This is a genomic window from Streptomyces sp. NPDC051563, from assembly GCF_044454225.1.
GTDB lineage: Bacteria > Actinomycetota > Actinomycetes > Streptomycetales > Streptomycetaceae > Streptomyces.
On record NZ_JBITDL010000012.1, the window covers coordinates 169,854 to 195,150 of the forward strand.

At 73.3% G+C, this 25,297-nt stretch carries 30 protein-coding genes; 10 read left to right on the top strand and 20 right to left on the bottom strand.

Going from position 1 to position 25,297, the window contains the following annotated elements:
• Positions 1 to 30: 30 nt before the first annotated feature.
• Positions 31 to 990 (top strand): dihydrodipicolinate synthase family protein, encoded by a 960-nt coding sequence (locus ACIA8F_RS16590; protein ID WP_399379391.1) that lies wholly within the window; start codon positions 31 to 33, stop codon positions 988 to 990.
• A 64-nt stretch (positions 991 to 1,054) separates the two neighbouring features.
• Here the strand turns inward: ACIA8F_RS16590 and ACIA8F_RS16595 are convergent, their stop codons facing one another.
• Entirely contained in the window at positions 1,055 to 1,492 is a 438-nt protein-coding gene (locus ACIA8F_RS16595; RefSeq protein ID WP_399379393.1) for a glutaredoxin domain-containing protein, read from the bottom strand.
• Positions 1,493 to 1,600: 108 nt separating this feature from the next.
• Between ACIA8F_RS16595 and ACIA8F_RS16600 the strand changes: the two genes are divergently transcribed.
• Together ACIA8F_RS16600 and ACIA8F_RS16605 are read left to right on the top strand one after the other, a co-directional pair.
• Positions 1,601 to 2,056, top strand: a complete 456-nt coding sequence (locus tag ACIA8F_RS16600; protein WP_399379394.1) for a GNAT family N-acetyltransferase — start codon at positions 1,601 to 1,603, stop codon at positions 2,054 to 2,056.
• Between the two features lie 397 nt (positions 2,057 to 2,453).
• Positions 2,454 to 3,137 carry a transglycosylase SLT domain-containing protein gene (locus ACIA8F_RS16605; RefSeq protein ID WP_399379396.1) on the top strand — a complete coding sequence of 228 codons (684 nt, stop codon included), beginning with the start codon at positions 2,454 to 2,456 and terminating at the stop codon, positions 3,135 to 3,137.
• A gap of 47 nt (positions 3,138 to 3,184) precedes the next feature.
• Here ACIA8F_RS16605 and ACIA8F_RS16610 read toward each other — a convergent pair whose 3' ends face one another.
• Positions 3,185 to 3,829: a MerR family transcriptional regulator gene (locus tag ACIA8F_RS16610; protein WP_399379398.1), complete on the bottom strand. Its 645-nt coding sequence runs from the start codon at positions 3,827 to 3,829 to the stop codon at positions 3,185 to 3,187.
• Positions 3,830 to 3,928: 99 nt separating this feature from the next.
• Here ACIA8F_RS16610 and ACIA8F_RS16615 point away from each other — a divergent pair, with 99 nt between their 5' ends.
• Positions 3,929 to 4,438 (top strand): DUF4188 domain-containing protein, encoded by a 510-nt coding sequence (locus tag ACIA8F_RS16615; RefSeq protein ID WP_399379400.1) that lies wholly within the window; start codon positions 3,929 to 3,931, stop codon positions 4,436 to 4,438.
• A gap of 76 nt (positions 4,439 to 4,514) precedes the next feature.
• Here the strand turns inward: ACIA8F_RS16615 and ACIA8F_RS16620 are convergent, their stop codons facing one another.
• Positions 4,515 to 5,429, bottom strand: coding sequence for a squalene/phytoene synthase family protein (locus tag ACIA8F_RS16620; protein ID WP_399379401.1), 915 nt, complete (start codon positions 5,427 to 5,429; stop codon positions 4,515 to 4,517).
• A gap of 26 nt (positions 5,430 to 5,455) precedes the next feature.
• Positions 5,456 to 7,222, bottom strand: coding sequence for a serine/threonine-protein kinase (locus ACIA8F_RS16625; protein WP_399379403.1), 1,767 nt, complete (start codon positions 7,220 to 7,222; stop codon positions 5,456 to 5,458).
• A gap of 179 nt (positions 7,223 to 7,401) precedes the next feature.
• Here ACIA8F_RS16625 and ACIA8F_RS16630 point away from each other — a divergent pair, with 179 nt between their 5' ends.
• The gene (locus ACIA8F_RS16630) at positions 7,402 to 7,935 is read left to right on the top strand and encodes an NUDIX domain-containing protein (RefSeq protein WP_399379405.1); all 534 of its coding nucleotides are present in this window, start codon (positions 7,402 to 7,404) and stop codon (positions 7,933 to 7,935) included.
• On the opposite strand, the gene ACIA8F_RS16635 is transcribed toward ACIA8F_RS16630, so the two are convergent.
• The 4 genes from ACIA8F_RS16635 to ACIA8F_RS16650 all read right to left on the bottom strand — a co-directional run bounded on the left by ACIA8F_RS16635 (position 7,902) and on the right by ACIA8F_RS16650 (position 10,375).
• Positions 7,902 to 8,168 (bottom strand): GlsB/YeaQ/YmgE family stress response membrane protein, encoded by a 267-nt coding sequence (locus ACIA8F_RS16635; protein WP_266884034.1) that lies wholly within the window; start codon positions 8,166 to 8,168, stop codon positions 7,902 to 7,904. The two genes, ACIA8F_RS16630 and ACIA8F_RS16635, sit on opposite strands and share 34 nt — an antisense overlap.
• Positions 8,169 to 8,262: 94 nt before the next feature.
• Positions 8,263 to 8,595, bottom strand: coding sequence for a hypothetical protein (locus ACIA8F_RS16640; protein ID WP_399379407.1), 333 nt, complete (start codon positions 8,593 to 8,595; stop codon positions 8,263 to 8,265).
• Between the two features lie 5 nt (positions 8,596 to 8,600).
• Positions 8,601 to 9,518 carry a hypothetical protein gene (locus tag ACIA8F_RS16645; protein WP_399379409.1) on the bottom strand — a complete coding sequence of 306 codons (918 nt, stop codon included), beginning with the start codon at positions 9,516 to 9,518 and terminating at the stop codon, positions 8,601 to 8,603.
• Positions 9,515 to 10,375, bottom strand: a complete 861-nt coding sequence (locus ACIA8F_RS16650; RefSeq protein WP_399379410.1) for a phosphatase PAP2 family protein — start codon at positions 10,373 to 10,375, stop codon at positions 9,515 to 9,517. Before ACIA8F_RS16650 ends, ACIA8F_RS16645 begins: the two co-directional genes overlap by 4 nt.
• A 207-nt stretch (positions 10,376 to 10,582) precedes the next feature.
• Here ACIA8F_RS16650 and ACIA8F_RS16655 point away from each other — a divergent pair, with 207 nt between their 5' ends.
• On the top strand, positions 10,583 to 11,215 hold the full coding sequence (locus tag ACIA8F_RS16655; RefSeq protein ID WP_399379413.1) for a TetR/AcrR family transcriptional regulator: 633 nt from the start codon (positions 10,583 to 10,585) through the stop codon (positions 11,213 to 11,215).
• 154 nt (positions 11,216 to 11,369) lie between these two features.
• Here ACIA8F_RS16655 and ACIA8F_RS16660 read toward each other — a convergent pair whose 3' ends face one another.
• Complete coding sequence (locus ACIA8F_RS16660; protein ID WP_399379414.1) at positions 11,370 to 11,906, bottom strand: TerD family protein; 537 nt, start codon at positions 11,904 to 11,906, stop codon at positions 11,370 to 11,372.
• 145 nt (positions 11,907 to 12,051) lie between these two features.
• A complete protein-coding gene (locus ACIA8F_RS16665) occupies positions 12,052 to 13,227 on the bottom strand; it encodes a hypothetical protein (protein ID WP_399379416.1) in 1,176 nt (391 codons plus the stop codon).
• 249 nt (positions 13,228 to 13,476) lie between these two features.
• On the opposite strand from ACIA8F_RS16665, the gene ACIA8F_RS16670 reads away from it, so the two are divergent.
• Entirely contained in the window at positions 13,477 to 14,292 is an 816-nt protein-coding gene (locus tag ACIA8F_RS16670) for a glutamate ABC transporter substrate-binding protein (RefSeq protein ID WP_399379417.1), read from the top strand.
• Here ACIA8F_RS16670 and ACIA8F_RS16675 read toward each other — a convergent pair.
• Both ACIA8F_RS16675 and ACIA8F_RS16680 read right to left on the bottom strand, forming a co-directional pair.
• Positions 14,276 to 15,241, bottom strand: coding sequence for an SMP-30/gluconolactonase/LRE family protein (locus ACIA8F_RS16675; protein ID WP_399379419.1), 966 nt, complete (start codon positions 15,239 to 15,241; stop codon positions 14,276 to 14,278). The two genes, ACIA8F_RS16670 and ACIA8F_RS16675, sit on opposite strands and share 17 nt — an antisense overlap.
• Positions 15,242 to 15,354: 113 nt before the next feature.
• Positions 15,355 to 15,927, bottom strand: a complete 573-nt coding sequence (locus tag ACIA8F_RS16680) for a DJ-1/PfpI family protein (RefSeq protein WP_399379421.1) — start codon at positions 15,925 to 15,927, stop codon at positions 15,355 to 15,357.
• A 235-nt stretch (positions 15,928 to 16,162) separates the two neighbouring features.
• Between ACIA8F_RS16680 and ACIA8F_RS16685 the strand changes: the two genes are divergently transcribed.
• On the top strand, positions 16,163 to 16,984 hold the full coding sequence (locus tag ACIA8F_RS16685; RefSeq protein ID WP_399379423.1) for an endonuclease I family protein: 822 nt from the start codon (positions 16,163 to 16,165) through the stop codon (positions 16,982 to 16,984).
• Positions 16,985 to 17,009: 25 nt separating this feature from the next.
• On the opposite strand, the gene ACIA8F_RS16690 is transcribed toward ACIA8F_RS16685, so the two are convergent.
• The 4 genes from ACIA8F_RS16690 to ACIA8F_RS16705 all read right to left on the bottom strand — a co-directional run bounded on the left by ACIA8F_RS16690 (position 17,010) and on the right by ACIA8F_RS16705 (position 21,068).
• The gene (locus tag ACIA8F_RS16690) at positions 17,010 to 17,522 is read right to left on the bottom strand and encodes a GNAT family N-acetyltransferase (RefSeq protein ID WP_399379424.1); all 513 of its coding nucleotides are present in this window, start codon (positions 17,520 to 17,522) and stop codon (positions 17,010 to 17,012) included.
• Between the two features lie 74 nt (positions 17,523 to 17,596).
• Positions 17,597 to 19,261: a family 20 glycosylhydrolase gene (locus ACIA8F_RS16695; protein ID WP_399379426.1), complete on the bottom strand. Its 1,665-nt coding sequence runs from the start codon at positions 19,259 to 19,261 to the stop codon at positions 17,597 to 17,599.
• Between the two features lie 90 nt (positions 19,262 to 19,351).
• On the bottom strand, positions 19,352 to 19,786 hold the full coding sequence (locus ACIA8F_RS16700) for a heme-binding protein (RefSeq protein ID WP_399379428.1): 435 nt from the start codon (positions 19,784 to 19,786) through the stop codon (positions 19,352 to 19,354).
• A gap of 55 nt (positions 19,787 to 19,841) precedes the next feature.
• Positions 19,842 to 21,068, bottom strand: coding sequence for an MFS transporter (locus tag ACIA8F_RS16705; RefSeq protein ID WP_399379430.1), 1,227 nt, complete (start codon positions 21,066 to 21,068; stop codon positions 19,842 to 19,844).
• Between the two features lie 205 nt (positions 21,069 to 21,273).
• Here ACIA8F_RS16705 and ACIA8F_RS16710 point away from each other — a divergent pair, with 205 nt between their 5' ends.
• Positions 21,274 to 21,738 (top strand): MarR family winged helix-turn-helix transcriptional regulator, encoded by a 465-nt coding sequence (locus ACIA8F_RS16710; protein WP_399379431.1) that lies wholly within the window; start codon positions 21,274 to 21,276, stop codon positions 21,736 to 21,738.
• Positions 21,739 to 21,753: 15 nt separating this feature from the next.
• Here the strand turns inward: ACIA8F_RS16710 and ACIA8F_RS16715 are convergent, their stop codons facing one another.
• Together ACIA8F_RS16715 and ACIA8F_RS16720 are read right to left on the bottom strand one after the other, a co-directional pair.
• The gene (locus ACIA8F_RS16715; protein ID WP_399379433.1) at positions 21,754 to 22,290 is read right to left on the bottom strand and encodes a GNAT family N-acetyltransferase; all 537 of its coding nucleotides are present in this window, start codon (positions 22,288 to 22,290) and stop codon (positions 21,754 to 21,756) included.
• Between the two features lie 9 nt (positions 22,291 to 22,299).
• Entirely contained in the window at positions 22,300 to 23,286 is a 987-nt protein-coding gene (locus tag ACIA8F_RS16720) for a helix-turn-helix domain-containing protein (RefSeq protein WP_399379434.1), read from the bottom strand.
• Positions 23,287 to 23,446: 160 nt separating this feature from the next.
• Here ACIA8F_RS16720 and ACIA8F_RS16725 point away from each other — a divergent pair, with 160 nt between their 5' ends.
• Positions 23,447 to 23,767, top strand: a complete 321-nt coding sequence (locus ACIA8F_RS16725; protein ID WP_399379436.1) for a hypothetical protein — start codon at positions 23,447 to 23,449, stop codon at positions 23,765 to 23,767.
• 283 nt (positions 23,768 to 24,050) lie between these two features.
• Here the strand turns inward: ACIA8F_RS16725 and ACIA8F_RS16730 are convergent, their stop codons facing one another.
• Both ACIA8F_RS16730 and ACIA8F_RS16735 read right to left on the bottom strand, forming a co-directional pair.
• Positions 24,051 to 24,716, bottom strand: coding sequence for a SigE family RNA polymerase sigma factor (locus ACIA8F_RS16730; protein ID WP_399379437.1), 666 nt, complete (start codon positions 24,714 to 24,716; stop codon positions 24,051 to 24,053).
• An 8-nt stretch (positions 24,717 to 24,724) separates the two neighbouring features.
• Positions 24,725 to 25,162 carry an LPXTG cell wall anchor domain-containing protein gene (locus ACIA8F_RS16735; protein ID WP_399379438.1) on the bottom strand — a complete coding sequence of 146 codons (438 nt, stop codon included), beginning with the start codon at positions 25,160 to 25,162 and terminating at the stop codon, positions 24,725 to 24,727.
• Positions 25,163 to 25,297: the final 135 nt, after the last annotated feature.

Genomic DNA, 25,297 nt, shown 5'->3' on the forward strand with positions numbered 1-25,297 from the left:
TCGACGCTCGGAGCGAGTCAGGCTCGACCCATGACCCAGACGCCCAGGACCTCGCCCACGCCCCCGGCCGACGCCGACCGCGGCCCGAACGCCCCGCATGCCCCCTACGCCCCGCACGGCATCCACGTGCCGCTGATCACCCCCTTCACCGCCGCCGGCGAAGTCGCCGCCGATGCCCTGGAGGCCCTCGCCCACGAGGTGCTCGGCGCGGGAGCCACCGGCATCGTGGCGCTGGGCACCACGGGCGAGCCGGCCTCCCTCGACGAGGCCGAGCGCGACCTGGTCACCGAGGTCTGCGCCCGGGTCTGCCGCGAGCGCGGGGCGGCGCTGACCGTGGGGGCCGGGGCGAGCGGGACCCGGGCCGCCGAGGAGTCGCTCGGCCGGCTGGAGCGGTGGCCCGAGGTGCGGGCGGCGCTGGTGACCGTGCCCGCGTTCGTACGGCCCTCGGCCGCCGGGGTGCTGGCGCACTTCGAGCGGCTGGCCCGGGTGAGCCCCGTACCTCTGGTCGTCTACCACGTCCCGTACCGCACCGGGCTGCCGCTGGACGCGGCCCTGCTGCGGGAGGTCGGCGCGCTGCCCGGGGTGGCGGCGGTGAAGTACGCCGTCGGCTCGCTCGACGGGGAGGCGGTGGCGCTGCTCGGTGATCTGCCGGACGGTTTCGCGGTGCTGGCGGGCGACGACGCCTTCCTCTCCCCCCTGCTCGCCCTGGGCGCGGCGGGTGGGGTCCTGGCGTCGGCCCATCTCGCGACGGCCCGGTTCACCGAGCTCGCGGCCGCCTGGCAGGCGGGCGAAGCGGACCGTGCCCGCGCCCTGGGCCACGGGCTGGCCCGACTCTCCGCGACCCTGTTCGCCGAGCCCAACCCCGCGGTGATCAAGGGCGTGTTGTACGCACAGGGCCGCATCCCGACCCCCGACGTACGCCTCCCCCTGCTGCCCGCGAGCGCGGGATCGGTCACGGCCTCCCTGCGGGAGCTCGCGCGGCTGTCCTAGCCCGTCTCCCCGCCACAGCCGTTTTGCGTCTACGGGCACCTCACCGCAGGGCGCTCTCTTCAGCTCACGCGGAAGCGGAGAGCTGTTCGCGCACCCACTCGGGAGCGGGGTTGGTGTGCGGCCGGCCCGCCACGACGACGGTCGGCACGGTCTCGTTGCCGTCGTTGGCCTCTCGGACCACCGCGGCTCCCGCCGGGTCGCGCCAGATGTCGACCCACTGCAACTGGCCTGCCCTGAGGCCCAGTCGGATCCGCAGCCGTATGCAGTACGGGCAGCCCGGCCGCCAGAAGACGACCGGCCGGCCGTCGACCGCACTACGGCGCTGCGCCTCCTGCGCGCCGATCGACCTCGGGAAGATCAAGGGAGAGTTCACGCCTGCGATCATCAGGAACGGCAGCAGGAGGGCTACAGCCGTGCCGGGGCTCCCCTGCAAGACCAGCCCCATCCCGACGACCGAGCCGCAGAAAACGACCAGCACCGGCAGAATCCAAGCACGCATCATGGTGCCGCAGGCTAGTCGACGCCTCGCCTGCGCCCCCTCCTCCCGAGGCGGCCCGGCGACACGGCACGGCACCTGCGGCACCGAGAGCCGCACAGGAGGGCGGACGGAATGAACATCACGGTGGACGACCTGTCCGGCCCGGAGATCGCCGGTTTCCTCGACGAGCACGTCCGGCAGATGCGGTCCCTCACGCCCGTGGAGAGCAAGCACGCCCTCGATCTCGAAGGGCTTCGCCGGCCCGAGGTGACCTTCTGGTCGGTCATGGACGGTGACACCGTGGTGGGGTGCGGTGCGATCAAGAGGCTGGACGCGGAGCATGCGGAACTGAAGTCGATGCGCACCGCCCCGACGCTCACGCGCAGCGGGGTCGCCTCCCGGCTGCTGGAACACATCATCACCGAGGCCACGGCCATGGGATTCACCCGGCTGAGCCTGGAGACCGGATCGGCCGAGTTCTTCCTGCCCGCCAGGAGGCTGTACGGGAAGTTCGGGTTCGCCCCGTGCGAGCCGTTCGCGGACTACCGGCCGGACCCGAACAGCACGTTCATGACGCGGAGCCTCTGACGCCGTCGATCACCGGGCGAGGCGGCCGGTGAGGGGTTAATGGCCCGCGATGGGCGATTCGCGACCAACGGGCGGGTCGTCCGAATCGGCCCCGGCGACAGGCGACTTGCCCGAATTGGGATTCCAGCCGCGGGGCCGTGATGTGAGTCACGCCGGAGGCGTCAACATCATTTCCCCGTGCAGGGCGATTCCCTTTTCCCTGTTGGATATTCGGGAATTCACCGACCCGTTTTCAAGGTCATCCGCCGGGCCGAATGGGAGAAGTTGATCTCCCGGTCGAATTCGCGTCTTGTTCCGGCCCGCCGGGCTCGCCTACGGTCACCTCATTCCCGGTGGTCAGCTGCCGAAACCGGCCTCCGCCAGGGCTCTTCCGTACCCCCACGTGAGGAATTCCGCCATGCCCGCACAGGGAAAGCACCGCCGGCCGAAGCAGCACAACGCACTCACCCGCAAGCTGGCACTCGCCGGTTCCGGCAGTGCGGCGCTGGCCCTCCCGCTGATCAGCGCGACCACGGCCGGGGCGGCCGAGGTGGCCGTCGCCCCCACGACGTATTCCGTGGTCAGCGGGGACACCCTGAGCAAGATCGCGGCCGAGCACTCCATCGGCGGCGGCTGGGAGAAGCTCTACGAGGCCAACAAGAGCATCGTCGGCGCCGACCCCTCGGCCATCCGCCCCGGGCTGAAGCTGAACCTCACCGCCGCCGCCCCGGCTGCCGCCGCCGCTGCCGCTCCGGCCGCGGTCAAGGCCGCCACCGGCTACGCGGACAACCTCGACGGCTGGATCCGGGAGTCGCTCGACGTGATGGCGCAGCACGGAATTCCCGGTAGCTACGAAGGAATTCACCGCAACGTCATGCGCGAATCCTCGGGGAATCCGTTGGCCATCAACAACTGGGACTCCAACGCGGCGGCCGGCATCCCCTCCAAGGGGCTCCTCCAGGTCATCGACCCGACCTTCCAGGCCTATCACGTACCCGGCACACCGATGGACTCCTACGACCCGGTCGCCAACATCACGGCCGCGTGCAATTACGCGGCGGCCCGCTACGGTTCGATCGACAACGTCAACGGCGCCTACTGAACGAGCTTGCGGCAGGCCGAAGGTGTCGGACGGGTTCGCCGACCGCCTCACTCCAGCCCGTACCGCCGCGCCGACTCCTCCTCCTGCGCCAGCCGGTGCATGGCCTTCAGTACCGGCTGCACGAGGATGGCAGCGGCCACCGCCGTCTCCACCTTCTCCTCCTCGGACGGGTACGCCTCCATGAGGTCGAAGTCGCGCACGGCCGCCCGGTGCATCAACTCTGCGTACGGAGCCATCAGTTCGGCGTCCCACGGATAGCCGAGCCGGATGAGGGTGGACACCGCCGACACGAGCGAGCGGTGCACCGGGGACACGTCCCCCACCTCCCGGGCCGTCGACCAGCCGAGCATCCCCAGCAGCCGGTCCACCTCACGCCGAGCGGTGATCACCGCCTGCTCCTCCTCGTCCGGCTCGGGCCCCTGCGGCAGTGCCCACAGCGCCGCGCCGATCCGCAGCGTCCGCCCCAGGGACTCGTCGTCGACGTGCGCGAGCACTTCCCGGGCCGTGGCCACCGTGATCCCGCCGACCTGGATGAGTGCGCGGACCAGCCTCAGTCGCCGCAGATGCCCCTCGTCGTACTCGGCGGTCGTCGCACTGACCCGCCGCCCCGGCGCCAACAGTCCTTCGCGCAGGTAGTACTTGATGGTCGCCGTGGAGACGCCGCTGCGCTCGCTCAACTCCGCCAGTCGCATCTCTTGAGCCTTCCCTTGGAGAGTGCCACTATCCAATAATTCACACGGGCGGCACCGCCCGTCAGTGCCGCGATCCCACCGGGACCCCCTGGAGGCAGAGTGTCCGCCAAGCCGATACCGGGCCGCACCACCGCGGCCGCCGAGGGCGACGTCGTCGTCCTCCTGCTCGGATTACGCATCAACCACTTCTGGGCCCTCCACCAATGGGTCCCGGTCGTGCTCGCCATGCCCCGCATGCTCCGCGAACTGGCCCGGGACGAGGGCCGGGGCCTGCTCGGTCACGTCCTGCTCACCGCCTCGCCGCGCACGTACTACGTGGTCCAGTACTGGGAGTCCAAGGAGAAGCTCTACGCCTACGCCTCGGCCCCCGACATGCTCCACCACCGGGTCTGGGCGATCATCAACGGCAAGGAGCGCGCGGGCAAGGTCCGCGGGCACGTGGGCCTGTGGCACGAGTCGTACATCGTGCCGGAGGGCTCGTACGAGTCGATCTACGCCGACATGCCGCCCTTCGGCCTCGCCGCGGCCACCGGAGTCCTCCCCCTGGAGGCCCGCGGCCGCCGTGCGGCCGACCGCCTGCGCCACCGCTCCGGCCACGAAGCGGCCTGAGCCCGGGCCCCGAAGAGGGCCCGGCGGCGGCCCAGGTGTGTCAGGCACCTCAGGAGCGTCAGGTGCGTCAGGTGCGTCAGACGGCGGTACGCGGCCTGCACGCCCTGGCGCGGACCAAGGTGCGCAGCGGAGCCGTGAAGCCGTAGCCGACGTCCTTGCGCAGGGCCCCGGCGCCGGCCCGCTCCACTGCCGTGAGCTGGTGTTCCATGAGCTCGGTCATCGTCAGCGCGACCGCCCTCAGCCCGGGTGCGGTGAGGTCGAGGATGCCTTCGGCGGCGGCCAGTGCGGTACGGGCCCGTCCGCACTCGGCGGCCAGCAGTTCCCGTACGGCCGGGGTGTCCCTGGCCTGTTCGAGGTCGGCGCGGGTCACGGAGTGTTCGGCGAGGCGGGCCCGCGGGATGCAGAGCCGGCCGGCCGCGAGGTCACCGGCGAGGTCGGCGAGGAAGTCGACGCGCTGGGCGGCGTCCACGAACCGCCGCCAGGCAGCGGCCTGTTCGGCGTCGGGGCCGCCCTGGTACTGCAGGCCGGTGAAGACCAGGACTCCCGGCCAGGCGTAGGCGTCGAGGTAGGCCTGGAACTCCTCCTCGGCGGCGAACCCGTCGAAGACCGCCTCCTCGGTTGCCGCGCCGTCGAGGAAGCGGAACACCCAATCGACGGGCAGGCCGCGGGAGTCGACGGCATGGGCGTAGGCGCGCAGCAGCGGGTCGGGGCTGTCCCCGGTCTCCAGGGCGCGGCGCACCTCGGTGCCCAGTTCCTCGAGTCCGGAGGCCCGTTGATCGGCGGGGCCGGTCTCGGCCACGTCGTCGACCCGGTTCATGAAGGCGAGCCCGGCCGCCAGCCAGGGCACGAGCGCGGGTGCGGCCAGCAGCCGCAGGGCGAGGTAGGGCGCGGGTTCCCGGCGCTGGACCCGGCGGGCCGCGTAGGTGTAGTCGGCCCGGAGCCCGGCGCCGGATATCCCGGCGGTCGTGAGCGTGCTGCGCCAGCTCGGCATGTGGTGGTTCTCCGCTTCCCCGGCGGTCAGCTCCGGTAGACCTTCTTGATCTTAAAGTCGGTGCCGGCGAGGACGTAGCCGCCCTGTCCGTACTCGTCGCTGAGGTAGGGGCGGACCGCGGGGGTGTCGAGCCAGGGCGAGACGTTGAGGTAGCGGGAGCTGGGGTTGTCGACGCCGAGTTCCTTCGTCGACTCGGCCAGCAGGGCGGGCAGCGCGTCCCAGTCGAGCGCCGCCATGTCCATGAGCGGCTCGCCGGGCTTCACCGTGCCGGAGGGGCCGGTGCGCTTGGCGACGCCGCCGCGGAACTGCCAGGAGTCGACGGTCTTGGCTCCGGGGGCGGTGGGGATGTCGGCGAGCACGTACTCGTCGTAGACCTTCATGTCGACGAAGGTGGTGGTGCCCGTCTGCTGCTTGAACGCCTCGACGGCGGTGCGGATGTTGGCCGGGTCGATCAGGCTGCCCTTGGGCTGGGTGACCGGCTTCGGCGTGCTCGCCTTCGGGGTCGGTGCCGGGGTCGCGGCCACGGCGGTGCCGGTGGCCGGGGAGGCAGCTCCCGACCCGGCCGGGGTCTGCGAGGTCTTCGGGTCGCCGCTCTTGCCCGTGGCGCCGCCGGCGTCCCCGTCGGGGAGCCACTTGACGAGGCCGACGACGCCCGCGGCCAGGACCACCGCGAGGAGTCCGGCGAGCAGGGCGGGGCGAGGGCGACGGCGCGGGGGTGCCGGCGCGGGGAGGCTCACGGGGACGGTGAACGCGTACGGGTTGCCCGCGCCCGGAACGAACGGCGGCGGCGTGTGCGGTGTATGCGGCGCGTGCGGTATCCGGGAGGGGCTGGGCGTGGCTCCTCCCGGGCCCGGTATGGAGCCCATCGCGGGACCGGGGCCCGGGGTCGCCGGCCCGAAGCTCCCCAAGGCGGCGGGCGGTGCCACCGAGGATGCGGCGCCGCCGAGAGCACTGCTCGCGCCGTGGAGCAGCGCTTCCAGTTCCTCGGCGTCGGGCCGCACGGACAGGTCCCGTACCAGCAGCCGTTCCAGTACGGGTCCCAGCGGGCCGGACCGGACGGGCGCGGGGATCGGCTCGTCGAGCACCGCGACCACGGTGGCCAGGCTGGTGGCACGGCGCAGCGGGTGCACCCCCTCCGCGGCCACGTACAGCAGCATCCCGAGCGACCACAGGTCGGAGGCGGCCAGTCCCTCCTCGCCGCGCGCCCGCTCGGGTGCGATGTACTCCGGCGAGCCGATCAGGGCTCCGGTCGAGGTCAGTCCGGTGGCGCCGTGCAGGGCGGCGATCCCGAAGTCGGTGAGCACCGCGGAGCCGCTGGGGCGCAGGAGCACGTTGGCCGGTTTCACGTCGCGGTGCAGCACCCCCTCCGCGTGCGCGGCCCGCAGCGCGGAGAGCAGGTCGAGCCCGAGGCGCAGCACGTCCGCCACCGGCATCGGACCGGCCTCCAGCCGGTCGGCCAGGGAGCCGCCCCGGACGAGCTCCATCACGATCCACGGATGGCCGTCGGAACCGGGCTCGGGCTCCACGATGTGGTGGATCGTGACCACGTTCGGGTGGGCGAGCCGGGCGAGGGCGCGGGCCTCGCGGACGGCCCGTTCGCGCAGCTGGACGACCAGCCCGGGCTGTGCGGCGGCGGTCGCCGGGTCCGGCGGCCGCACCTCCTTGAGGGCGACCTCCCGGTCCAGTGCGATGTCGCGGGCGCGCCACACCGTCCCCATCCCACCGCTGCCCAGGGGCCGCGCGAGTTCGAAGCGCCCGTCGATCAACCGTCTGCCGGCCTCACTGCTGTCCATGGCCGGTCATCGTAGGCGCCGCCACCGACGCCGGTGCATCCGGACCGGGACGTGGACAACAGCAGCCGGGCACGCACCGGACGGCAGGCGGCCCGGGCGCGCGCGTGGGCGGCGCGCGGCGTGGGTAGGGTGCCTGCCCGAGATCCCCGAGGGGCCGAGGCCCGGACGGAGGTGGAGCGGTGTCCGTCTGGCTCCCGCCCGCCGAGTACGTCGAAACCATCGCCCGGGCGACCGGTTACGCCTGTCTCTACTTCACCGACACCCGCGGCCGCCCGGTGCAGCTGCGGGCCACGTACTCCACGGAGACCTGGCAGTGGCCGGGCGGGAACATGGACCACGGCGAGACGCCCTGGGAGTGCGCGCTCCGGGAGTGCCTGGAGGAGACGGGCATCGTCTTCGAGGGGGAGCGCAGGCTGCTGGGCACGCAGTTCATCGCGCACCGCGGCGAGGCCTGGCCCGCGAACCACGTCGGCTTCCTCTTCGACGGCGGCACCCTCACCGACGAGCAGATCGCCGCCATCGTCCTCGACCCCGAGGAGCACAGCGAGGTACGGGTCCACTCGGTCCGTGAGTGGGAGGGGCTCATGAGCCCCGCGAACTTCGCCCGCCTAAGGGAGATCGACCTCGCCCGCCGTACGGGCACGGTGGCCTACATGGAGCTCCGGCCCGGGCCCGGCGGTCAGTTGCGGGAGTTGCCGAAGAGCAGGCGGTAGGCGATGAGGAGGACCAGCGAGCCCGCGATGGCGGAGCCCCAGGTCGCGAGGTCGAAGAAGTCGTTCTGGATCGACCGGTTCAGGAACTTCGCCGAGAGCCAGCCTCCGGTGAAGGCGCCGGCGATCCCGATGAGGGTGGTGCCGATCAGGCCGCCCGGGTCACGACCGGGCAGCAGGACCTTGGCGATCCCGCCCGCCAGCAGTCCGAGGATGATCCAGCCGATGATGCCCATGCCCGTTCACTCCGCTCCGCCGTGCGCGCCTCGTCGTGCGCGCGCGTCCGTTCAGGTCTCACAGGGGGAGACGCGTGAACAGGCGAAACGGTTCTCAGGCGGGCCGCCGCCCGGACCCGGGGGCGGGCCTGAGGGCGGCCATCGCCACCAGGCCCAGTACCGCGACTCCCGCGGCGCCCGTCGCGCCCCGGGCCAGGAATCCGCCGCGGGAGCGCCAGGACAGCACCGACAGCGTCGACTGGGCGGAGGCGAACGAGCCCGCGCTCAGCACGGATCCCACCGAGGCGGCCGACAGGGTCGAGCCGACGGAGCCGATCGACAGCACGCTCCCGACGGAGCCGATGGAGAGGATGGAGCCCACCGAACCGATGGAGAGGATCGAGCCCTTGGAGCGGAACGAGAGGAACGAACCGTAGTCGGCAGCCATGCGGCTCATGCTGCCACACCGGCCATCGGCACGGTCTGAGGCGCGGACTGGGGCACGGACTGGGGCACGGACTGGGAGGCGGACTGGGCCGGAACGGCCGTCGTCTGCTGCGGGGTCCGGGTGAGCAGCAGTACGCCCCGGGCCGCCGCCAGGGCCCCGGCCACGGCCAGCAGGACTCCGAGCGCGCCGCCTTGGATGCGTTCGCCGAGCAGGATCATGCCGATCGCGGCCGCGGCCAGCGGATTGGTCAGGTTGACCACCGCGAGCGGGGCCCCGAGTCCGCCCCGGTAGGCGCGCTGGGACAGGAGCATCCCGCCGACCGCGAAGACCACCACGAGCAGCGCCACCGAGACGACCCGGACGCTGAGCAGGGCCCCGCCCCGGCCGCCCGCCACCGCGACGGTCTGGGTCAGGGCCGAGGCGGCCGCGGAGGCCAGCCCGGACGCCGTCGCGTGGCGCAGCCCCGAGCGGGTGTCCGTCCGTGCGGTCAGCATGACGATCACCGCGGCCGTGGCTCCGGAGACGGCGAGCGCCTCGGCCAGGGTCAGGGTCTCGTCGGGGGACGGGCCGGAGGCGGGCAGCAGGAGCAGCCCGAGGCCGACGACGGTGGCCAGCGTGCCGCGCCACTCGCTGGCCACGACCCGGCGCCCGGCCCCGCGGGCGCCCAGGGGCACGGCGGCGACGAGGGTGAGCGCGCCGAGCGGCTGGACCAGGGTGAGCGGCCCGTACCGCAGGGCGGCGGCGTGCAGGAGCGCGGCGGCGGCGTTCAGGCCCGCCGACCACCACCAGGCGCCGTTGCCGAGCAGCGCGGCGGTGCTGCGGGCGACGGCGCGGCGGGCGAGGCGTTCCTGGGCGACGGCGGCGGCCGCGTAGGTGACGGCCGCGGCGAGGCAGAGCAGGACGGCGAGCAGCGTGGCGTTCACCGGACCGCTCCTGCGGTCTCCACCGACGCCGAGCCCGCGGACACCGCCGCCGAGCCCGCGGGCACCGCCGCCGTGCCCGCGGGCACCGCCGCCGGGCGCGGGCCCGGCACGCTGCGCCGGGCGACGATCGACCGGCCGGCCGGGCGCGGGACCAGCAGCAGCGCGGCCCCGAGCAGGAGCGTGGCGACGATGGCGTCGACCCAGTAGTGGTTGGCCGTGCCGACGACCACGAGCAGGGTGACCAGCGGGTGCAGCAGCCACAGGCCGCGCCACCGCGAGGAGGTGGCGGCGATCATGCCGAGGGCCAGCATCAGCGCCCAGCCGAAGTGCAGCGAGGGCATCGCCGCGAACTGGTTGGCCACGGTGTCGGTGGTGGGGGTGGCCCCGTAGACCGTCGGGCCGTAGACCTGCCCGGTGTCGATCAGGTGGGCGGCGCCCAGCATCCGCGGGGGTGCGAGGGGGAAGGCCAGGTGGAGGACGAGGGCGGCACCGGTCAGGACGGCCAGCACCCGGCGGGTCCAGAGGTAGTGCGCGGGGCGGCGCAGGTAGAGCCAGACGAGGAAGAGCACCGTGGCGGGAAAGTGCACGGCCGCGTAGTAGGTGTTCGCGGTGTGCACGAGGGCGTCGCTGTGCAGGAGCAGGCGCTGGACCAGGCCTTCGCCGGGCAGGTGCAGGGTGCGCTCGGCGTCCCAGACCCGGGTGGCGTTGCGGAAGGCCTCCTCGGTGCGGCCGGTGGCGAGCGAACGGCCGCACTTGTAGACGGCGAAGAGGCCCACGACGAGCAGGAGCTCGCGTATGAGGCGGCGGCGGGCGTCCGGCCCCGCGGCGGCCCCGGCGGGTGTGGTGTGGGAGGTCATCCCCCGGTCTCGCTTCCTGTACACAGCTACACGACTCACAATCGACACACCAGTGTATCGATACATTCTCGTATCGATACGAGTGTGTACCGATACGCTCGCGTTCCCGTAGACTTTCACTAGAGGCCGCTGCGGCGCGACCGAAATATCGCCGCGCAATATCGCCGCGCAGCAGCACGAGGCACGCAGCACGAGGAGAGCCGCCCCATGACGTCGCCGACGCCGGAAGCCGCCCCGGCCCCCGCGCGCCGCTCCAAGATCACCCCGGAGCGCGAGCAGCAGCTCTACGACGCCGTCCTGGAGCAACTGCGCGAGGACGGCTACGAGGCGCTGACCATGGAGAAGATCGCCGCCCGGGCCACCTGCGGGAAGTCCACGCTCTACCGGCAGTGGAAGACCAAACCGCAGCTCGTCGCCGCCGCCCTGCGCGCGGACCGGCGCGGGACCCTCGCCGCGGTGGACACCGGAACCCTGGCGGGCGATCTGCGCGAGGCGGCCCGGCTCGCCGCCTGCACCTCGGGGCGCGACACCCGGCTGATGCAGGCACTGGGACACGCGGTGCTGAGCGACGAGGAGCTGAAGGCGGCCCTGCGCGAGGCCCTGGTGGAGCCGGAGCTGGCGGCCTTCGACGCGATCGTGGAGCGGGCCGTGGCCCGCGGCGAGCTCGCCCCCGGGCATCCCGCCGTGGAGTTCCTGCCGGCGCAGCTGATGGGCGTGCTGCGCATCAGGCCCGTGCTGGAGGGCCGCTTCGCCGACGCCGAGTACCTCGTGCGGTTCGTCGACGCCTGCCTGCTGCCCGTGCTGAGTGCGGCCCCGCCGGAAGCCGGCGGCGCCCCCTGAACCGGGCCCCTTGAACCAGCGGGCCGCCGTTCCCGATGACCGGACGGCGACCCGCTCGCGCTGCCTCGTGGGGACGGTGGCAGCGCAGCCCCCGGACCGGTCGGCGGGCACTCCCTCGCGGAGTGACCGCCGACCGGTCCGAGCGGTGGCCGGCTCAGGTCCGGGCCGCGCCCATCACCCGGGCGAACTCCTCCGGGTCGGACTCGAAGCCGCGCAGGGCCGGGTCCAGGGACCAGACCCCGTCGGTGTCGCGGGTGAACTCGGCGACCGTGACCGCGCTCGCCGCGCCGAAGCCGGCGAGGTCGTCCACGGCGAGGTCGGTGTAGCCCTCCCGGATGCGCAGTCCCTTTCCGGCGACCTCGGCGAAGGTCAGGGCCGGGCCGCCGCCCGGCCGCTGGATCACCACTCCCACCACGACCCGGCCCAGTTCGGCCGCGATCCGGTTCAGTTCGAGGGTCATGACCTCGTCGAAGCCCAGCCCCTGCCCGGTCCGGCTGTCCCGGTTGAGCGTGATGGTGCCGTCGGGCGACCGGCTGCCGAAGTGCACCAGGTGGGCGGGCTCCCCGTAGGGGTCCGCGGCACGGTAGACCGCGGCGAGCAGGTCCAGGTCGTGGACGGGCGCTCCCGCCGGGCTGGGATCCCACCGCAGCGCGATCTCCACCTTGGCCAGGCCCTTGCGTACTCCGCTCACCGAACTCCCCCTCCGACCACCGTGCGTTGCCCTCCCATGCTGTCACGGGTCCCACCCCGGAGCTCGAACGACCGTACGTTCCCGGCCAGTCCGGGCCGGGGACGCGCATCGGCGGGTCCGGCCCGGGCGGCGGGGACCGCTACGGCTACCAGTCCCCGTCCTGTACGGGCTTCCCCGGCCGGGGAGCGTTCCCGAGGGGCGCGATCTGGCCGGGCGCCGGCTCCGTCCACGGTGCCTCGTCGGCGCCGAGCCATTCGCCCACCGGCTGGACCCCGCCGAGGGTGCCGGAGGGGGCGAGGTCGGCGGCGGCCTCGTCGTAGTAGTCGAACCACGGCAGTCCGGCCTTGGTGTAGGCGGCCCGGTCCACCGGCGAGGGCGGCGGCTCCTCCCCGGTGATCCGCCGCCACGCGGGCGGGGTCACCAGGTGGACAAAGACCCGCGCGGCCGGTTCGGCCGCCCAGTCCTTCGCCTTGCGGTCGTCCCGGTACACCTCCTGCCGCATGGAGCCGCCGACGCCGAGCCCCATCGCCGGGACCACCTGCGGGGCCGGGCCGCCGCCCGCGCGCCGCCGCAGCGGGCCCGCTGCCGCCGCCGGGCCCGCGGGGGCTCCGGGAGGCCCGCCCGGCGCCGGCGCCGCCATCGGCGCGGGCATCGCCATGCCCGGGGCCGCTCCGTAGCCACCGCCGTAACCGCCGCCCGCGTACCCGCCGGGCTGGCCGCCCGGCGGCACGATTCCGTAGGGCACGCCCCGGGTGCGGGCGGCTTCGGCCGCCCGGGCCCGCTCCTCCTCGCGCCACCGCTCCAGCGCCTTCGCACCGAGCGGGAAGGCCTGGAGCTGTACGCCGCCCGCGGTCTCCTCGCCGGTGACCTGGCCCTCCACGGTGGCGCCGAGCCCCAGCGGGACGGCGACGAACTGGCGGACCGTGCCCGTGCCCGCATTGATCCCGTCCAGCCACGGCTGGCGCGGCAGCACGAGGTAGTTCTGCGGCTTGCGCCCGAGCGCGCCCGTCCACCGCTCGCCGGAGACGGCGCAGACCTTGCCGACGCCGACCTGGAGCGCGGTGGGCTCCCGGGTCCCGCCGAAGCTGAGCCACATCGCCTCGCGCAGGTAGACGGGGAGCATCACCCCGCCCTTGGCGAGCCAGTCCGCCGAAACCGTGTCCGGATGGTCCTCCACCCGCCGCAGCGGGAACTCCCCCAGCCCGGGGGGCAGATTGTGCGTACCGGTCTCCGGCAGCCGCAGCGTCCGCATGAACCGGACCTGCGCCCCCTCCCCCAGCAGCAGTGCGTTCCCCTCGACCCGTACCCCGCCCTTGGCCACCCGACCGGCTCCTCTCCTGTCCGGAACCGGATCGGCCGCAGGATCTGCCGCCGTTCCGGATCGTTACCCTCAAGATTTGCTCAGATGCCGTGACACTGCGCCCGGCACCTTCCTAGCTTCCTCATATACGCGTCCACCGGCCCGCGCGGTTCCCCGCGCCCCGGCCCGGTCCCGGTGCGCTCCGCGCCCCCGCGCGGTTCCGCCCGCCCGCGACCCCGCGTATCCGTGTACCCCAGGAAAGAGTGCAGCATGAAGGTTCCCAAGGCCGGCGCCATCGCCGCAGTGATCGGTCTCGCCCTGACCGCATCGGCGTGTGGCGGTGAAGACGACCAGGGGACCCTCGCCGTCGGCATCAAGTTCGACCAGCCGGGCGTCGGCATGCGCGAGCCCGACGGCACCTTCACCGGTTTCGACGTGGACGTGGCGACGTATGTGGCGAAGGAGCTCGGCTACGCGAAGGACCGGATCGTCTTCAAGGAGGTCCTCAGCAACGACCGCGAGCTCCTCATCGAGTACAACGAGGTCCAGATCGTGGCGGCCAGCTACTCGATCAACGACAAGCGCAAGGCGAAGGTCGACTTCGCCGGCCCGTACTTCCTCGCGCACCAGGACCTGATGGTCCGCGCCGACGACGCCACCATCACCAAGGCCGAGGACCTCAACAACCCCGCCAAGCGGCTGTGTTCGGTGACCGGCTCGACCTCGGCGGAGAACGTCAGGAAGAACCTGGCGCCGAAGGCGAGCCTCCTGGAGCTCGGCGGCTACTCCGAGTGCGTCGTCGCCCTCAAGGACGGTCTGGTGGACGCCATGACCACGGACAACTCCATCCTGGCCGGCTACACCGCCCGCAAGGGCAACGAGGGCAAGTTCCGGCTGATCGGGCTGCGCCTGAGCAGCGAGAACTACGGGATCGGCATGAAGAAGGGCAGCCCCGAGCTCCAGGTCAAGATCAACAATGCGCTCCGCAAGATGGTCGAGGACGGCACCTGGGAAGCGGCCGTGAAGAAGAACTTCGGTCCGGACTACAAGTACGAGGCGGCGCCCGCCATCACAGCGGGCAGCTGACGACCGTCGAGGCGGTGGCCGGGTCCGACCAGTCCGCGTCGAAGCGGGCGTTGACCACGTGGAGCCGGCCGCCGTACACCGCGGCCGCCGTCGGCTCGTCGAAGCGCGGGTCGGTGATGCGCTTGACGAAGCGGGCCCGGCGGCCGTCCCCGCTCAGGTCGAACACGTCCACGGCATACGCCCAGTTGCGTACGACGTACAGCGTCCGGCCGTGCAGCGCGAGTCCGTCGCCGTTGCCCACGGAGCCGCCGTCGAGCACGGTCCTGGTGGCGTTTCCGGTGCGCGGGTCCACCCGGAACAGCGCCTGCGCGGTGTCGTGCACCACCACCAGGGCGCGGCCGTCGGGGGTCCGCTCGATCCCGTTCGCGCCCCAGTGGGAGCCGCCGGGCGGGACCGGCTCCCACTCCCCGCCGAGCCGCAGGGCGCGGGGGGCCGCGGCGGGGCCGGTGAGGTGCCGCCCGAGGGGCAGGAAGTACAGGACGTCCGTGAAGGACTCGGTGAACCAGGCGCCGCCGCAGCCGACGACGGCGTCGTTGACGAAGACCGCGCCGGTCGCGGCCTGGTGCGTGGCCAGAACCCGCCCGTCCCCGGCGTCGATCACCCGGATCTGCCCGCTGTCGCCACCCGCGACCAGCAGCCGCCCGTACGGGTCGAGTTCGAGGCCCACCGAGATGGGCCCCTCGCCCCGGGTGATGATCCGGCCGGCGCCGGTGGCGAGGTCGAAGCGGTAGACCGAGCCGTCGAGCAGCGAGCCCGTGTAGGCCGTGCCGCGCGCGGAGACGGCGATCCCCTCGGGCTGGAAGCCCGGCGGGATCGCCACCGCGTCCGGCCGCGGCGGCCGGGCCGCCTCCTGCGCCTGGGCGAGCGGCGCCCCGGCACCGACGAGCGCGGCGCCTCCCAGCGCCGCGGCCGCACCGATGAATCCGCGTCGTCCTATGTTCCCCGTCATGACTGCCCCTCTCAACTGCCGTGCGCAATAGGTGGGTTGACGACCACACCCCACCACATGGATGGCGCTCCGGCAGCTGCCGGTCGGGATCTTTCACAAGGGGACGGACCAGCTCAGCCTCCCGAGACCGGGGCCTTGGCGCGCAGGACGGTCAGGAACTCCCGCATCCAGGCGGAGTGGTCGGGCCAGGCGCGGGCTGACACCAGCGTGCCGTCGACCACGGCCTCGGAGTCCTCGAAGGTGGCGCCGGCCGCCTTCATGTCCAGCTCCAGCGCCGGATAGGCCGTGACCCGGCGGCCGTCGAGCGCGCCGGCCGCGGCGCTGATCAGGGGGCCGTGGCAGATCTGCGCGATCGGCTTGTCGTCACCGGCGAAGGCGGCCAGGATCCGCCGCACCTCGGGGTCGTTGCGCAGGTACTCCGGAGCGCGTCCGCCGGGTACGACCAGCGCCGCGTACTCCCCCGGGTCCACGTCGGCGAAGGCGATGTCGGCGGGCCAGGTGTAACCGGGCTTCTCGGTGTAGGTGTCGAAGCCGTCCTCGAAGTCGTGTACGACGAACCGCAGCTTCTTCACCGCGGGCGCCGCGATGTGGACCTCGTACCCCTCCTCGGCCAAGCGCTGGTAGGGGTAGAGGACTTCGAGGGATTCCGCCGCGTCGCCGGTCACGATGAGGATCTTCGGTGCCATGGGCTGCTCCTGGTTGGGCTGTTCACGGTGTGACCCACGCCACGGTGCCGGTACCGCCCGTCCCTGCATAGGGATTCTTGCGCCAATCACCCGCATGACGCGCGTAGAAAATCCGGGCTCCGGACACGTGCTTTTTACCTGTAGGGCACATGACAATGTGAACCTCGCTCTGCCACCTGACGTCCCGCCAATTCCCCGGGCGGGAGCGGTGCGTGTGGAGAGGTACCCCCACGTGATGAGAATCTCGCGCCTTGCTCCCTGGGCAGCCGGCCTCGCGGCCGCGTCCCTGATAGCCGTCCCGGCCTCCGCCGCGGCCGGCCAGCGGACGGCCGCCGTCCCCGCGGCAGCCCCCGCGGTGGCCGCGTCCTCCGCCGTCGACACCTACTACGCCGCGGCCGAGGGCAAGACCGGCGCCGCGCTGAAGACGGCGCTGCACAACATCATCAAGACCCAGTCCAAGGTGACGTACGACGGCGTGTGGAACGCCTTGAAGGTCACCGACCAGGACCCGGCGAACCCCAACAACGTCATCCTGGTCTACTCGGGCCGCTCTCAGTCGAAGTCCACCAACGGCGGCGGCGTCAACGACTGGAACCGCGAGCACGTCTGGGCCAAGAGCCACGGGGACTTCGGCACGGCCACCGGCCCGGGCACCGACCTGCACCACCTGCGCCCCGAGGACGTGACCGTCAACAGCACGCGCGGGAACAAGGACTTCGACAAGGGCGGCAGCCCGGTCGCCGAGGCCCCCGGCAGCTTCACGGACTCCGACTCCTTCGAACCGCGGGACGCGGTCAAGGGCGACGTCGCGCGCATGCTGCTCTACATGGCCGTGCGCTACGACGGCGGTGACGGCTTCGCGAACCTCGAGGTGAACGACCAGGTCAACAACGGCAGCGCGCCCGCCATCGGCCGGATCAGCGTCCTGAAGCAGTGGAACCTGCAGGACCCGCCGGACGCCTTCGAGCAGCGCCGCAACCAGGTCATCTACGACACCTACCAGCACAACCGGAACCCGTTCATCGACCACCCGGAGTGGGTCAACTCCATCTGGTAGGCGCGCGCCGGAGCCCCCCGGCGCCCTACTGCACGCCGAGCGCCATCCACTTCTCCGGGCTCGCGAGCGGCTCGAAGCCGGCCTTGGCGTACACCTCGTGGGCGTCCGCGGTCGCCAGCAGGATCCTGCGCAGCCCGTACGGGGCGAGGTGGTCCCGTACCGCCCCCGCCAGGGCGGTGCCGAGCCCCTTGCCCCGTACGCCCCGGTCCACGTACACGTCGCAGAGCCAGGCGAAGGTGGCGCGGTCGGTGATGACGCGGGCGTAGGCCACCTGGAGGCCGGAGGCGGTGTCGTAGATCCCGAAGTTGAGCGACCCGTCGATGGCGGCGTCCTGCTTCTCCCGGGTCCGCCCGAGCGCCCAGTAGGCGTCCTCGGACAGCCACCGGTGGATCAGCTCCCGGTCGAGGCGGCCGGGGTCGGTGGAGAGCTCGTAACCGGGGGAAAGCCCGTAATCGGCGGAGATCTCGTGGCCGCGGGAGGTCTCGTGGCCGGGGGGAATCTCGTGGCCCTCGGTCGAGGGCAGTGCGCTGTCGTCCATGCGCGCATCCAAGCAAAGCGGCCGGGCCCCGGCCAGCGGGTTTCACCAGCCGGGACGCCGGAGACGCTACCGGGCTACAGCCGGTCGGCCAGGGCCTTGAAGGCCGGCCAGTCCAGGGCCGGGGTCCGGGAGTCCCAGACCTTCTGGGACAGGGCGGCGAGGGGCAGCCGGATGCCGGCCGCGACCTGGGCCTGGGTCTGGGCTCCGGCGAGGTCGCACCAGACGGCGAAGCGCGCGCCCAGGATCTGCCCGGCGTACCGCGCGGGTACGGCCGCGGTGCCGCGCAGGACGAGCGGGGTCCACTGCTCGTAGATGCGCCGGCCGTCGGGGTACGTGAACTGGTTCGGCTGCCCCAGCACGTAGTAGAGGTACTCGTCGTTGAGGTTGACGACCTTGCGGCCCTCGCGCAGGTACTCCAGCGGCGGCCGGACGCCGAGCTCCTTGCCCGTCCAGTACTCGACCTGGAGGTCGCGGGCCGGCTGGGCGATCCCGCCGGTGAAGAAGCCGTCGTTCCAGGCCGCCGGCGCCCGGCCGGCCGAACGGACCACGTCCGCCCGGTCGTTCAGCCAGCCCGTCGCCAGGTCCTGGACCCGTCCGGTGGGCCCGTACCGCTCGCGGGCGGCGGCCGTGAGCCGGGGGAAGGAGGTCTGCGGATCGCGGTAGACCAGGGCCTGGTACTCGTCGGCGCCCACGTTCCAGATCGCACCGGGGAACAACGGCAGGTACTCGCGCAGGAGTTCGTCGACGAGTTTCGCCGCCGCCGGATTCGCTATGTCTACCGCGCCCTTGACCGCCCGGCCCTGGACGTCGCGCAGCTGGAGCCCCGGGTAGGCGCGCAGGACCGCTCCGAGGTGTCCGGGCGAGTCGATCTCGGGGACGACCGCGATGTGCAGACGGGCGGCGAGCGCCGTGATCTCGCGGACCTGCGCCTTGGTGAGGTGGGGGTCGGAGACGATCTCGGGATGGGTGTCGGACTCGATCCTGAAGGCCTGGTCGTCGGAGAAGTGCAGGCCGAGCTGGTTCAGCTTCAGGTCGGCCATCTCGCGCAGCCGGTCCTCGATCCAGTCCGGGGTGAAGTGCTTGCGCGCTATGTCGAGGTTGAGCCCGCGCTGCGGTTTGGCCGGGGCGTCGCGCACGGTGCCCTCCGGCGCCGAACCGCCGCCGCTCACCTCCTGCTTGAGGGTGCGGGTGCCGTAGAACACCCCGGCCTGGTCGGGTCCGGTGATGCGGACCTGCCCGTCGCTCACGGTCATGCTGTACGACTCGGGCGTGCCGGAGCCCTTCGGCCCGAGGGTGAGCTCCACGTCGCCCTTGCGCGGGGCCGCCGACTCGGCGAATCCGAGGCGCAGCTCCCCGGCGAGCAGCTTGCCCTCGTCCGACAGGGCCGCGCTGTCGGCGGGCGGTACGACGACCCGCGCCCCGGGAGCGGGCCGCCAGCCGGGGCCGCGGGCCGGCACGTGCTCCCGTACGGCGGGGATGGTGCGCGGGGCCTTGGACAGCGGATACGTGGGCGCCGGTGTCGGCGAGGGCGCCGGGGCCTGCGGGTCGGAGGGGCCGGCCGGGGTCTCGGCGGGCGCGGTCGCGTTCGGCGGCGTGCTCGCCGCGGCCGGGGTCCGGGCCTCCTGCGGGCGGGGCGTCCCCGATGCGCAGCCCGGTACGGCGGCAAGGGTGATCAGCGCGGCGACCGTTGCCGTCGCGATGCCGTGGCTCCGCCCGTACTGCTTCGTCTTCTGTCGCATGATGCACCTGTTCCCCGTACCAACCTGGCACGGGGGACGGTGGTGCGCGACCCGGGCGGCCGGGTCGGGCGCTCGGGGCCGGCCGAGAGGTCAGGCCAGGACGCCGAGCGCGGACTCGGCGAACCCGTGGTCCTGGGCCGGGGCTCCCCCGCCGACGCCGATGGCTCCGACGAGCCGGCCGTCGCGGTGGACCGGCAGCCCGCCCGCGATGAAGAGCAGCGGCCGGTCCAGGGCGGTGGGCAGGGTGTGGAAGGGGCCGCCGGGCTGGACGGCGTCGACGAGGTCGGCGGTCGGGGCGTCGAGCTGCAGGGCCGTGAAGGCCTTGCGGGTGCTGGTCTCGCCCGAGATCAGGACGGCCCGGTCGTCGCGCCGGAAGGCGAGCGGGTGGCCTCCCGCGTCGAGCACGGTGACGCTGACGGCGACCCCGGCGGCTCCGGCCGCGGCCGTGGCGGCGGCGACGAGCGCCTCGGCGTCCGCGGTGGTCAGCGGGGCGACGGCGGTGCGGGTGGGGGTGGGGGTGGACATGCGGGTCTCCTGTTACTGGTGGGGGGGATGCGGGGGCGGTACGGGGGGTGGCGGATCAGTGGTGGGCGGGGACGGCGGCGGCCGTGGGGGCGCCGGCCGCGATGACCCGGCTGCCGCCTTCGCCGCCCGCGCGGGTCGCCGTACGCCGTTCCAGCGCTCCGGACACCAGGGCGAGGGCGAGTGCGGAGGCGGCCAGTGCCGCGCCGACCCAGTTCGGGGAGGTCCAGCCGAGTCCGGCGGCGATGACGAGCCCGCCGAGCCAGGCGGCGAGGGCGTTGCCGAGGTTGAAGGCGCCGATGTTGACGGCGGAGGCCAGGGTGGGGGCGCCTGCGGCCTGGTCGAGGACCCGCTTCTGGAGCGGCGGCACGGTGGCGAAACCGAGGGCGCCGATGAGGAAGATCGTGACGGCGGCGCCGGCCCGGTTGTGGGCCGTGAGGGTGAACAGGGCCAAGACGACGGAGAGCGCGCCCAGGGAGGTGTAGAGCATCGGCATCAGTGCGCGGTCGGCGAAGCGGCCGCCGATGAGGTTGCCCGCGACCATGCCGAGGCCGAGGAGGACGAGCAGCCAGGTGACGGAGGTGTCGGCGAAGCCCGCGACGTTGGTCATCATCGGGGTGATGTAGGTGATGGCGGCGAAGACCCCGCCGAAGCCGAGGACGGTCATCCCCATCGCCAGGAGCACCTGGACGTTGCGGAACGCGGCCAGCTCGTGGCGGATGCGTACGCCTTCGGGGCGGGGCAGGTCGGGGACGAGCCGGGCGATGCCGAGCAGCCCGAGCAGGCCGAGCGAGGCGACGATCAGGAAGGTGACGCGCCACCCGAGATGCTGGCCGACGAGGGTGCCGAGCGGGACGCCGACGACGTTCGCGACGGTGAGGCCGGTGAACATCATGGCGATGGCTCCGGCCTTCTTCTCGGGGGCGACGAGCTCGGCGGCGACGACCGCTCCGATGCCGAAGAAGGCGCCGTGGGCGAGGGAGGCCACCACCCGCCCGGCCAGCATGACGCCGAATGCGGGGGCCAGCGCGGACACCACGTTGCCGACGATGAACAGGCCCATGAGGAGCATCAGCATGCGCTTGCGCGGGATGCGGGTGCCGAGGACGGTCATCAGCGGGGCGCCGAGGACCACGCCGAGGGCGTAGCCCGTGACCAGGAAGCCCGCGGTGGGGATCGAGACGCCGTACGTGCCGGCGACCTCGGGGAGCAAGCCCATGATCACGAATTCGGTGGTGCCGATTCCGAAGGCGCCGATGGCGAGTGCGAGGAGTGCGAGAGGCATGAGGGGTGCCCTCCAGGAGCTTCCGGAGCCATGAGGGCTCCAGGGGAGAAAGCGGGTGGGAAGGTGAGGAAAGGGGCGGCGGGCCCGGCGATTGCCACAGCCGGTTGCCTGCGTCCACATTAATTGCAGACGCGGGATATTTGCAAGCGCGGGCAATTGCAGACGTGCCCTATCCTGGAGTCACACGCCTTCGAGGAGGAAGCCCATGACGGCCACGGACAGCGCACTCACCGCCCTCTCCCAGGGCTGGTGCGCCCTCTCCCTCCTGCACGGGCGGATCGAGACGCACATCGAGCGCGCGCTCCAGGCCGGACACGACCTGAGCGTGCGCGAGTACTCCCTGCTCGACGTCCTCAGCCGCCAGCACAGCGGTCCCGGCGGCCACCTGCGCATGCACCAGGTCGCGGAGTCGGTGGTGCTCAGCCAGAGCGCGACGACCCGGCTGGTCAGCCGGCTGGAGGACCGCGGGCTGCTGAGCCGCTACCTCTGCGACACCGACCGCCGGGGCATCTACACCGACGTCAGCCCGGCGGGCCTGGCTCTCCTGGCCGAGGCCCGCCCCACCAACGACGCCGCCCTGCGCGAGGCGCTGGACGAGGCGGCTCGCAATCCGGAGCTCGCCCTGCTGGTGGCCGCCGTGAAGAACACCCCGGCGGGGGCGACGGCTTAGGGGGTGCCTCGCCGATCAGGCCGGCACCCGCCGGGCCAGCACCTGGCCGGGCCAGGTGCCGGACAGGAACGGGTCGGTGCGGGTGAAGCCGTTGCGTTCGTAGTAGGCGACGAGTTCGCCGGTACCGCCCGCCCAGCAGTCGACCCGCAGCAGCTCCACGCCGGCCCGCCTGGTCTCCTCCACGGCCCGGGCCAGCAGTGCGGAGCCGATGCCCCGGCCCGAGTACCGCCGGTCGGTCACCAGGAGCCGGACGTACAGTTCGGGCTCCCCTGCCGGTGCGATCATCGGCATCTTCGGGCTCGGCCCGGTGTCCAGGACCAGGGCTCCCACCGGGACCCCGTCCACCTCCGCGAGGAACGGGGAGTTCTCGGTGGTGTACCCCTGGACCCGCTCGATCCCGCCGGGGATCTGCGAGTACGGGACCGTGCCCCACTGTTCGGTGTTGCCGCGGGCGTTCATCCAGGCCACGGCCCCGTCGAGCATGGCCAGAACGGCCGGTACGTCCGCCGGGCCGCCCGGCCGGATCCGTATGTCGTGTGCGGTGTCGTTCATGGGGCGAGCCTAAGCCGTGCCTCCGTGCGGCTCCCCGGCGGTGAGCGCGCGGTACTCCGTGGGCGTGAGCCCGTACGCCTCGCGGAAGGACCGGCTGAAGACCACGGGACCGCGGAAGCCCCAGCGGGCGGCGATGGACTGCACCCGGTGGGCGGCGAGTTCGGGCCGGGCCAGGTCGGTGCGGCACCGTTCCAGGCGGCGACGGCGGATCCGGGCCTGGACGCTCTCCCCCTGCCCCCGGAAGAGCTGGTGGAGGGCGCGCACCGAGATGTTGTGACGGGCCGCGATGACGGGCGGCCCCAGCTCCGGGTCGCCGAGGTGCTCCTCGATGAAGGCGTGGACCCGGCGCAGGAGGACCTCCGCCCGGGCCTCGGAGGGGATCCGGTCCTCGGCGTCGAGGTGCTGGGCGAGGCAGGCCGTGGCGAGGTCGACGGCGACCTCGCCGAGCCGGACCAGTTCCTCCGGCTCGCATTCGGCGGCGTGGTCCTCCAGGGCGCTCATGAAGGAGGCCAGGATCGCCGCGATCCCCCGGTCGCCCGGTATGCGGCGGGCCAGCAGCCGTTCCAGCCGCTCGGGACGCAGCGGCAGGACGTCCCGGGGAAGCAGCAGGATCGTCGCCCGCACCTGGCCGCCGTCCGCGTGCATCGTGTTGTCGGAGGGGAGCGAGGTGTCCCACAGCATCAGGTCCCCGGCTCCGACCGTGCACTCGTTGCGGTGCTGGGACATCGACGTGACGCCCTTGCGGAGCAGGGCCAGTTGGTACTGCTCCGGATCACCGCGCCGGATCAGCGCGGGGGTGCGCCGCGAACGCAGCGGCGACAGGCTGAACTTGGACGCGCGCAGGAGCCCCAGGTCCACCACGGCGGCCTCGCCCTGGAAGTCGGCCGGCCGTTCGCTGCTGAGGGCGGCCGGCATCACCTCGCGCGAGATGATGTCGGCGTACCAGTCGAACCGCTCCCCCGCCGGGACTCCGCCCGACGACACCACTGACCACATCCCACGCTCCCGTTCGCATGCTTCGCAGGACCCAAGGATGCGGCCAAGTGATCGCCATCGGCGCATGGTTGTCGCCCGCGCGCCGCACCGGACGGGCAACTCGCGCGGACGGAGAAGGCCTTACCGCCTCGGGCCCGCCCCTCAGCGGCCCTGCGAAGCCGTGGGCGGCCGGGGCGAGGACGAGGCCGAGGGCGGCGGCAGGGACGTCGACGGACCCGGCGAGACCGAGGAACCGGGCCGCGGCGTACCCGTACCGGGCAGCGGCGACCGCGACGGGCTCGCGGTGGGCCTGGACGAGGACGAGGACGAGGGCGCGGCCGGAGGCGGGATCCGCGACGGGGTCGCGGACGGGGCCACCGACGGGAACGGTGACGGGGTCGGGGTCGGCTCGGGGCCCGTCGGCGAGGCCGACGGCGGAGCCGCGGGCGGCACGGGCACCGGGCCCGGCCGGACCGGAGCGTCCGGCGCCAGGACGGCGTAGCCCACCAGCGCCGCGGCAGCCGCCGCCAGCCCCGCCAGGGGCAGCGCGAGACTGCGCGGCCAGGCCCACGGCAGACGGCGCACCCCCGGCCCCGGCGGCTGGGCCGGGCTCAGTTCGCGCACGGTGATCCCGGCCGCGCGGGCGTCCAGGGCCCGGCGCAGCAGGTGCTCCACCGGCCGCTCGGCCGGCGCCCCGGTGGGCACGTGCGCCCCGTACGGCCCGGAGGGCCCGTACCCGTCCGGCGGCTGCCGGCCCGGCCCGGGGGGCGGCTCCTGTCGACGCGTCATATCCGACCCTCCAGAATCCGTTCCAGCGCGTCCAGCCCACGGCTCGCGTTCGATTTGACCGCTCCCCGGCTGATGCCCAGCGTCTCGGCTATCTCCGCCTCGCTGAGGTCGGCCCAGTAGCGGAGCACGAGGACCTGCCGCCGCCTCGGCGTCAGCCGGCCCATCGCGGCGAGGACCTCGCGGTGTGCCTCGTCGAGGACCACGGACGCCTCGGCGGAGGGCACGTCGGCCGGTGCCTGCGGGGTCCAGGCGCGGGCGGTGCGGCGGCGGCGCAGCACGGAGCGGGCCGTGTTGACGACTGCGGTGCGCAGGTAGCCCAGGGCGTTGTCCACCTCCGTGATCCGTTCCCCGTGGCGCCGGTAGAGCGCGGTGAAGGCGTCCTGCACCACGTCCTCGGCGGTGCCGAGATCGTCCACCAGCAGCACGGCCAGCCGGACCATGGGCAGCCGGTGGGCGTGGTAGAGCTCGGTCACGGTGGGCGGCGGGCCGCCCGCCTGGGAGGGATGGCCGTACGTGTACCCGTGCCGGTACGGCTCCGCGGGCGCGGGCGGGGCCTGCGCGGCGGACGAGCGTTCGCGGCGCAGCAGGAACGACCACAAGCCCCGCCGCGGCCGGTCGAAACCGGACGCGACGGGGCCCGCGGAAGATGCGAGGTGGAGCACGGGGGTCCTCAGCCGTTGGCGCGGCGCCGCACGGTGTACAGGGTCGCGGCCCCGGCGGTGATCAGCACGGCGGCCCCGGCGCCGAGTGCGGCCGTGGTGGCGGAGGAGCCAGTATGCGCGAGCTCGGGCTCACCGGGCGAGGACGGGGCGGCGCTGGGAGCGGCGCTCGGGACCGCGGTCGCCGGACGGCTGGGGGCCGGAGACACGCTCGGCACCGCGCTGGGCCTTGCGCTCGGGGGCACGCTCACCGAGGGCGTGGGGACCACGCTGGGCGCCGTGCTCGGTGCGGTCGTCGCCGGTGCGGGCGCGGGTGGGGTCGGCGAGGCCGACGGCGCCACTGCTGCGGCGGAGGCCGGCCCGGCCAGCGCGAGGGCCGCGCCGGCGGTGGCGACGGCGAGGGCCGCCGCCCTGCGGACGGACAGCGGGGCGCGCTTCAGGTTCTTCACGGTGGATCTCCACGGTCGGCTTCGGGGCGCGGGATCACGCCCTTCACCCCCGCACGACGCGCGAGTCCCCGGGAGGTTGCCGCCGTTCCCGAAAAACTTTTCGCACTTTCCCGGCACCGCCCGCGCGGATTCCTC

Coding starts and splice junctions, on each gene's coding strand:
- ACIA8F_RS16590 (WP_399379391.1), top strand. CDS start 31: ATGACCCAGACGCCCAGGACCTCGCCCACGCCCCCGGCCGACGCCGAC.
- ACIA8F_RS16595 (WP_399379393.1), bottom strand. CDS start 1,492: ATGATGCGTGCTTGGATTCTGCCGGTGCTGGTCGTTTTCTGCGGCTCG.
- ACIA8F_RS16600 (WP_399379394.1), top strand. CDS start 1,601: ATGAACATCACGGTGGACGACCTGTCCGGCCCGGAGATCGCCGGTTTC.
- ACIA8F_RS16605 (WP_399379396.1), top strand. CDS start 2,454: ATGCCCGCACAGGGAAAGCACCGCCGGCCGAAGCAGCACAACGCACTC.
- ACIA8F_RS16610 (WP_399379398.1), bottom strand. CDS start 3,829: ATGCGACTGGCGGAGTTGAGCGAGCGCAGCGGCGTCTCCACGGCGACC.
- ACIA8F_RS16620 (WP_399379401.1), bottom strand. CDS start 5,429: ATGCCGAGCTGGCGCAGCACGCTCACGACCGCCGGGATATCCGGCGCC.
- ACIA8F_RS16625 (WP_399379403.1), bottom strand. CDS start 7,222: ATGGACAGCAGTGAGGCCGGCAGACGGTTGATCGACGGGCGCTTCGAA.
- ACIA8F_RS16635 (WP_266884034.1), bottom strand. CDS start 8,168: ATGGGCATCATCGGCTGGATCATCCTCGGACTGCTGGCGGGCGGGATC.
- ACIA8F_RS16640 (WP_399379407.1), bottom strand. CDS start 8,595: ATGGCTGCCGACTACGGTTCGTTCCTCTCGTTCCGCTCCAAGGGCTCG.
- ACIA8F_RS16650 (WP_399379410.1), bottom strand. CDS start 10,375: ATGACCTCCCACACCACACCCGCCGGGGCCGCCGCGGGGCCGGACGCC.
- ACIA8F_RS16655 (WP_399379413.1), top strand. CDS start 10,583: ATGACGTCGCCGACGCCGGAAGCCGCCCCGGCCCCCGCGCGCCGCTCC.
- ACIA8F_RS16670 (WP_399379417.1), top strand. CDS start 13,477: ATGAAGGTTCCCAAGGCCGGCGCCATCGCCGCAGTGATCGGTCTCGCC.
- ACIA8F_RS16675 (WP_399379419.1), bottom strand. CDS start 15,241: ATGACGGGGAACATAGGACGACGCGGATTCATCGGTGCGGCCGCGGCG.
- ACIA8F_RS16680 (WP_399379421.1), bottom strand. CDS start 15,927: ATGGCACCGAAGATCCTCATCGTGACCGGCGACGCGGCGGAATCCCTC.
- ACIA8F_RS16685 (WP_399379423.1), top strand. CDS start 16,163: ATGAGAATCTCGCGCCTTGCTCCCTGGGCAGCCGGCCTCGCGGCCGCG.
- ACIA8F_RS16690 (WP_399379424.1), bottom strand. CDS start 17,522: ATGGACGACAGCGCACTGCCCTCGACCGAGGGCCACGAGATTCCCCCC.
- ACIA8F_RS16695 (WP_399379426.1), bottom strand. CDS start 19,261: ATGCGACAGAAGACGAAGCAGTACGGGCGGAGCCACGGCATCGCGACG.
- ACIA8F_RS16700 (WP_399379428.1), bottom strand. CDS start 19,786: ATGTCCACCCCCACCCCCACCCGCACCGCCGTCGCCCCGCTGACCACC.
- ACIA8F_RS16705 (WP_399379430.1), bottom strand. CDS start 21,068: ATGCCTCTCGCACTCCTCGCACTCGCCATCGGCGCCTTCGGAATCGGC.
- ACIA8F_RS16710 (WP_399379431.1), top strand. CDS start 21,274: ATGACGGCCACGGACAGCGCACTCACCGCCCTCTCCCAGGGCTGGTGC.
- ACIA8F_RS16715 (WP_399379433.1), bottom strand. CDS start 22,290: ATGAACGACACCGCACACGACATACGGATCCGGCCGGGCGGCCCGGCG.
- ACIA8F_RS16720 (WP_399379434.1), bottom strand. CDS start 23,286: ATGTGGTCAGTGGTGTCGTCGGGCGGAGTCCCGGCGGGGGAGCGGTTC.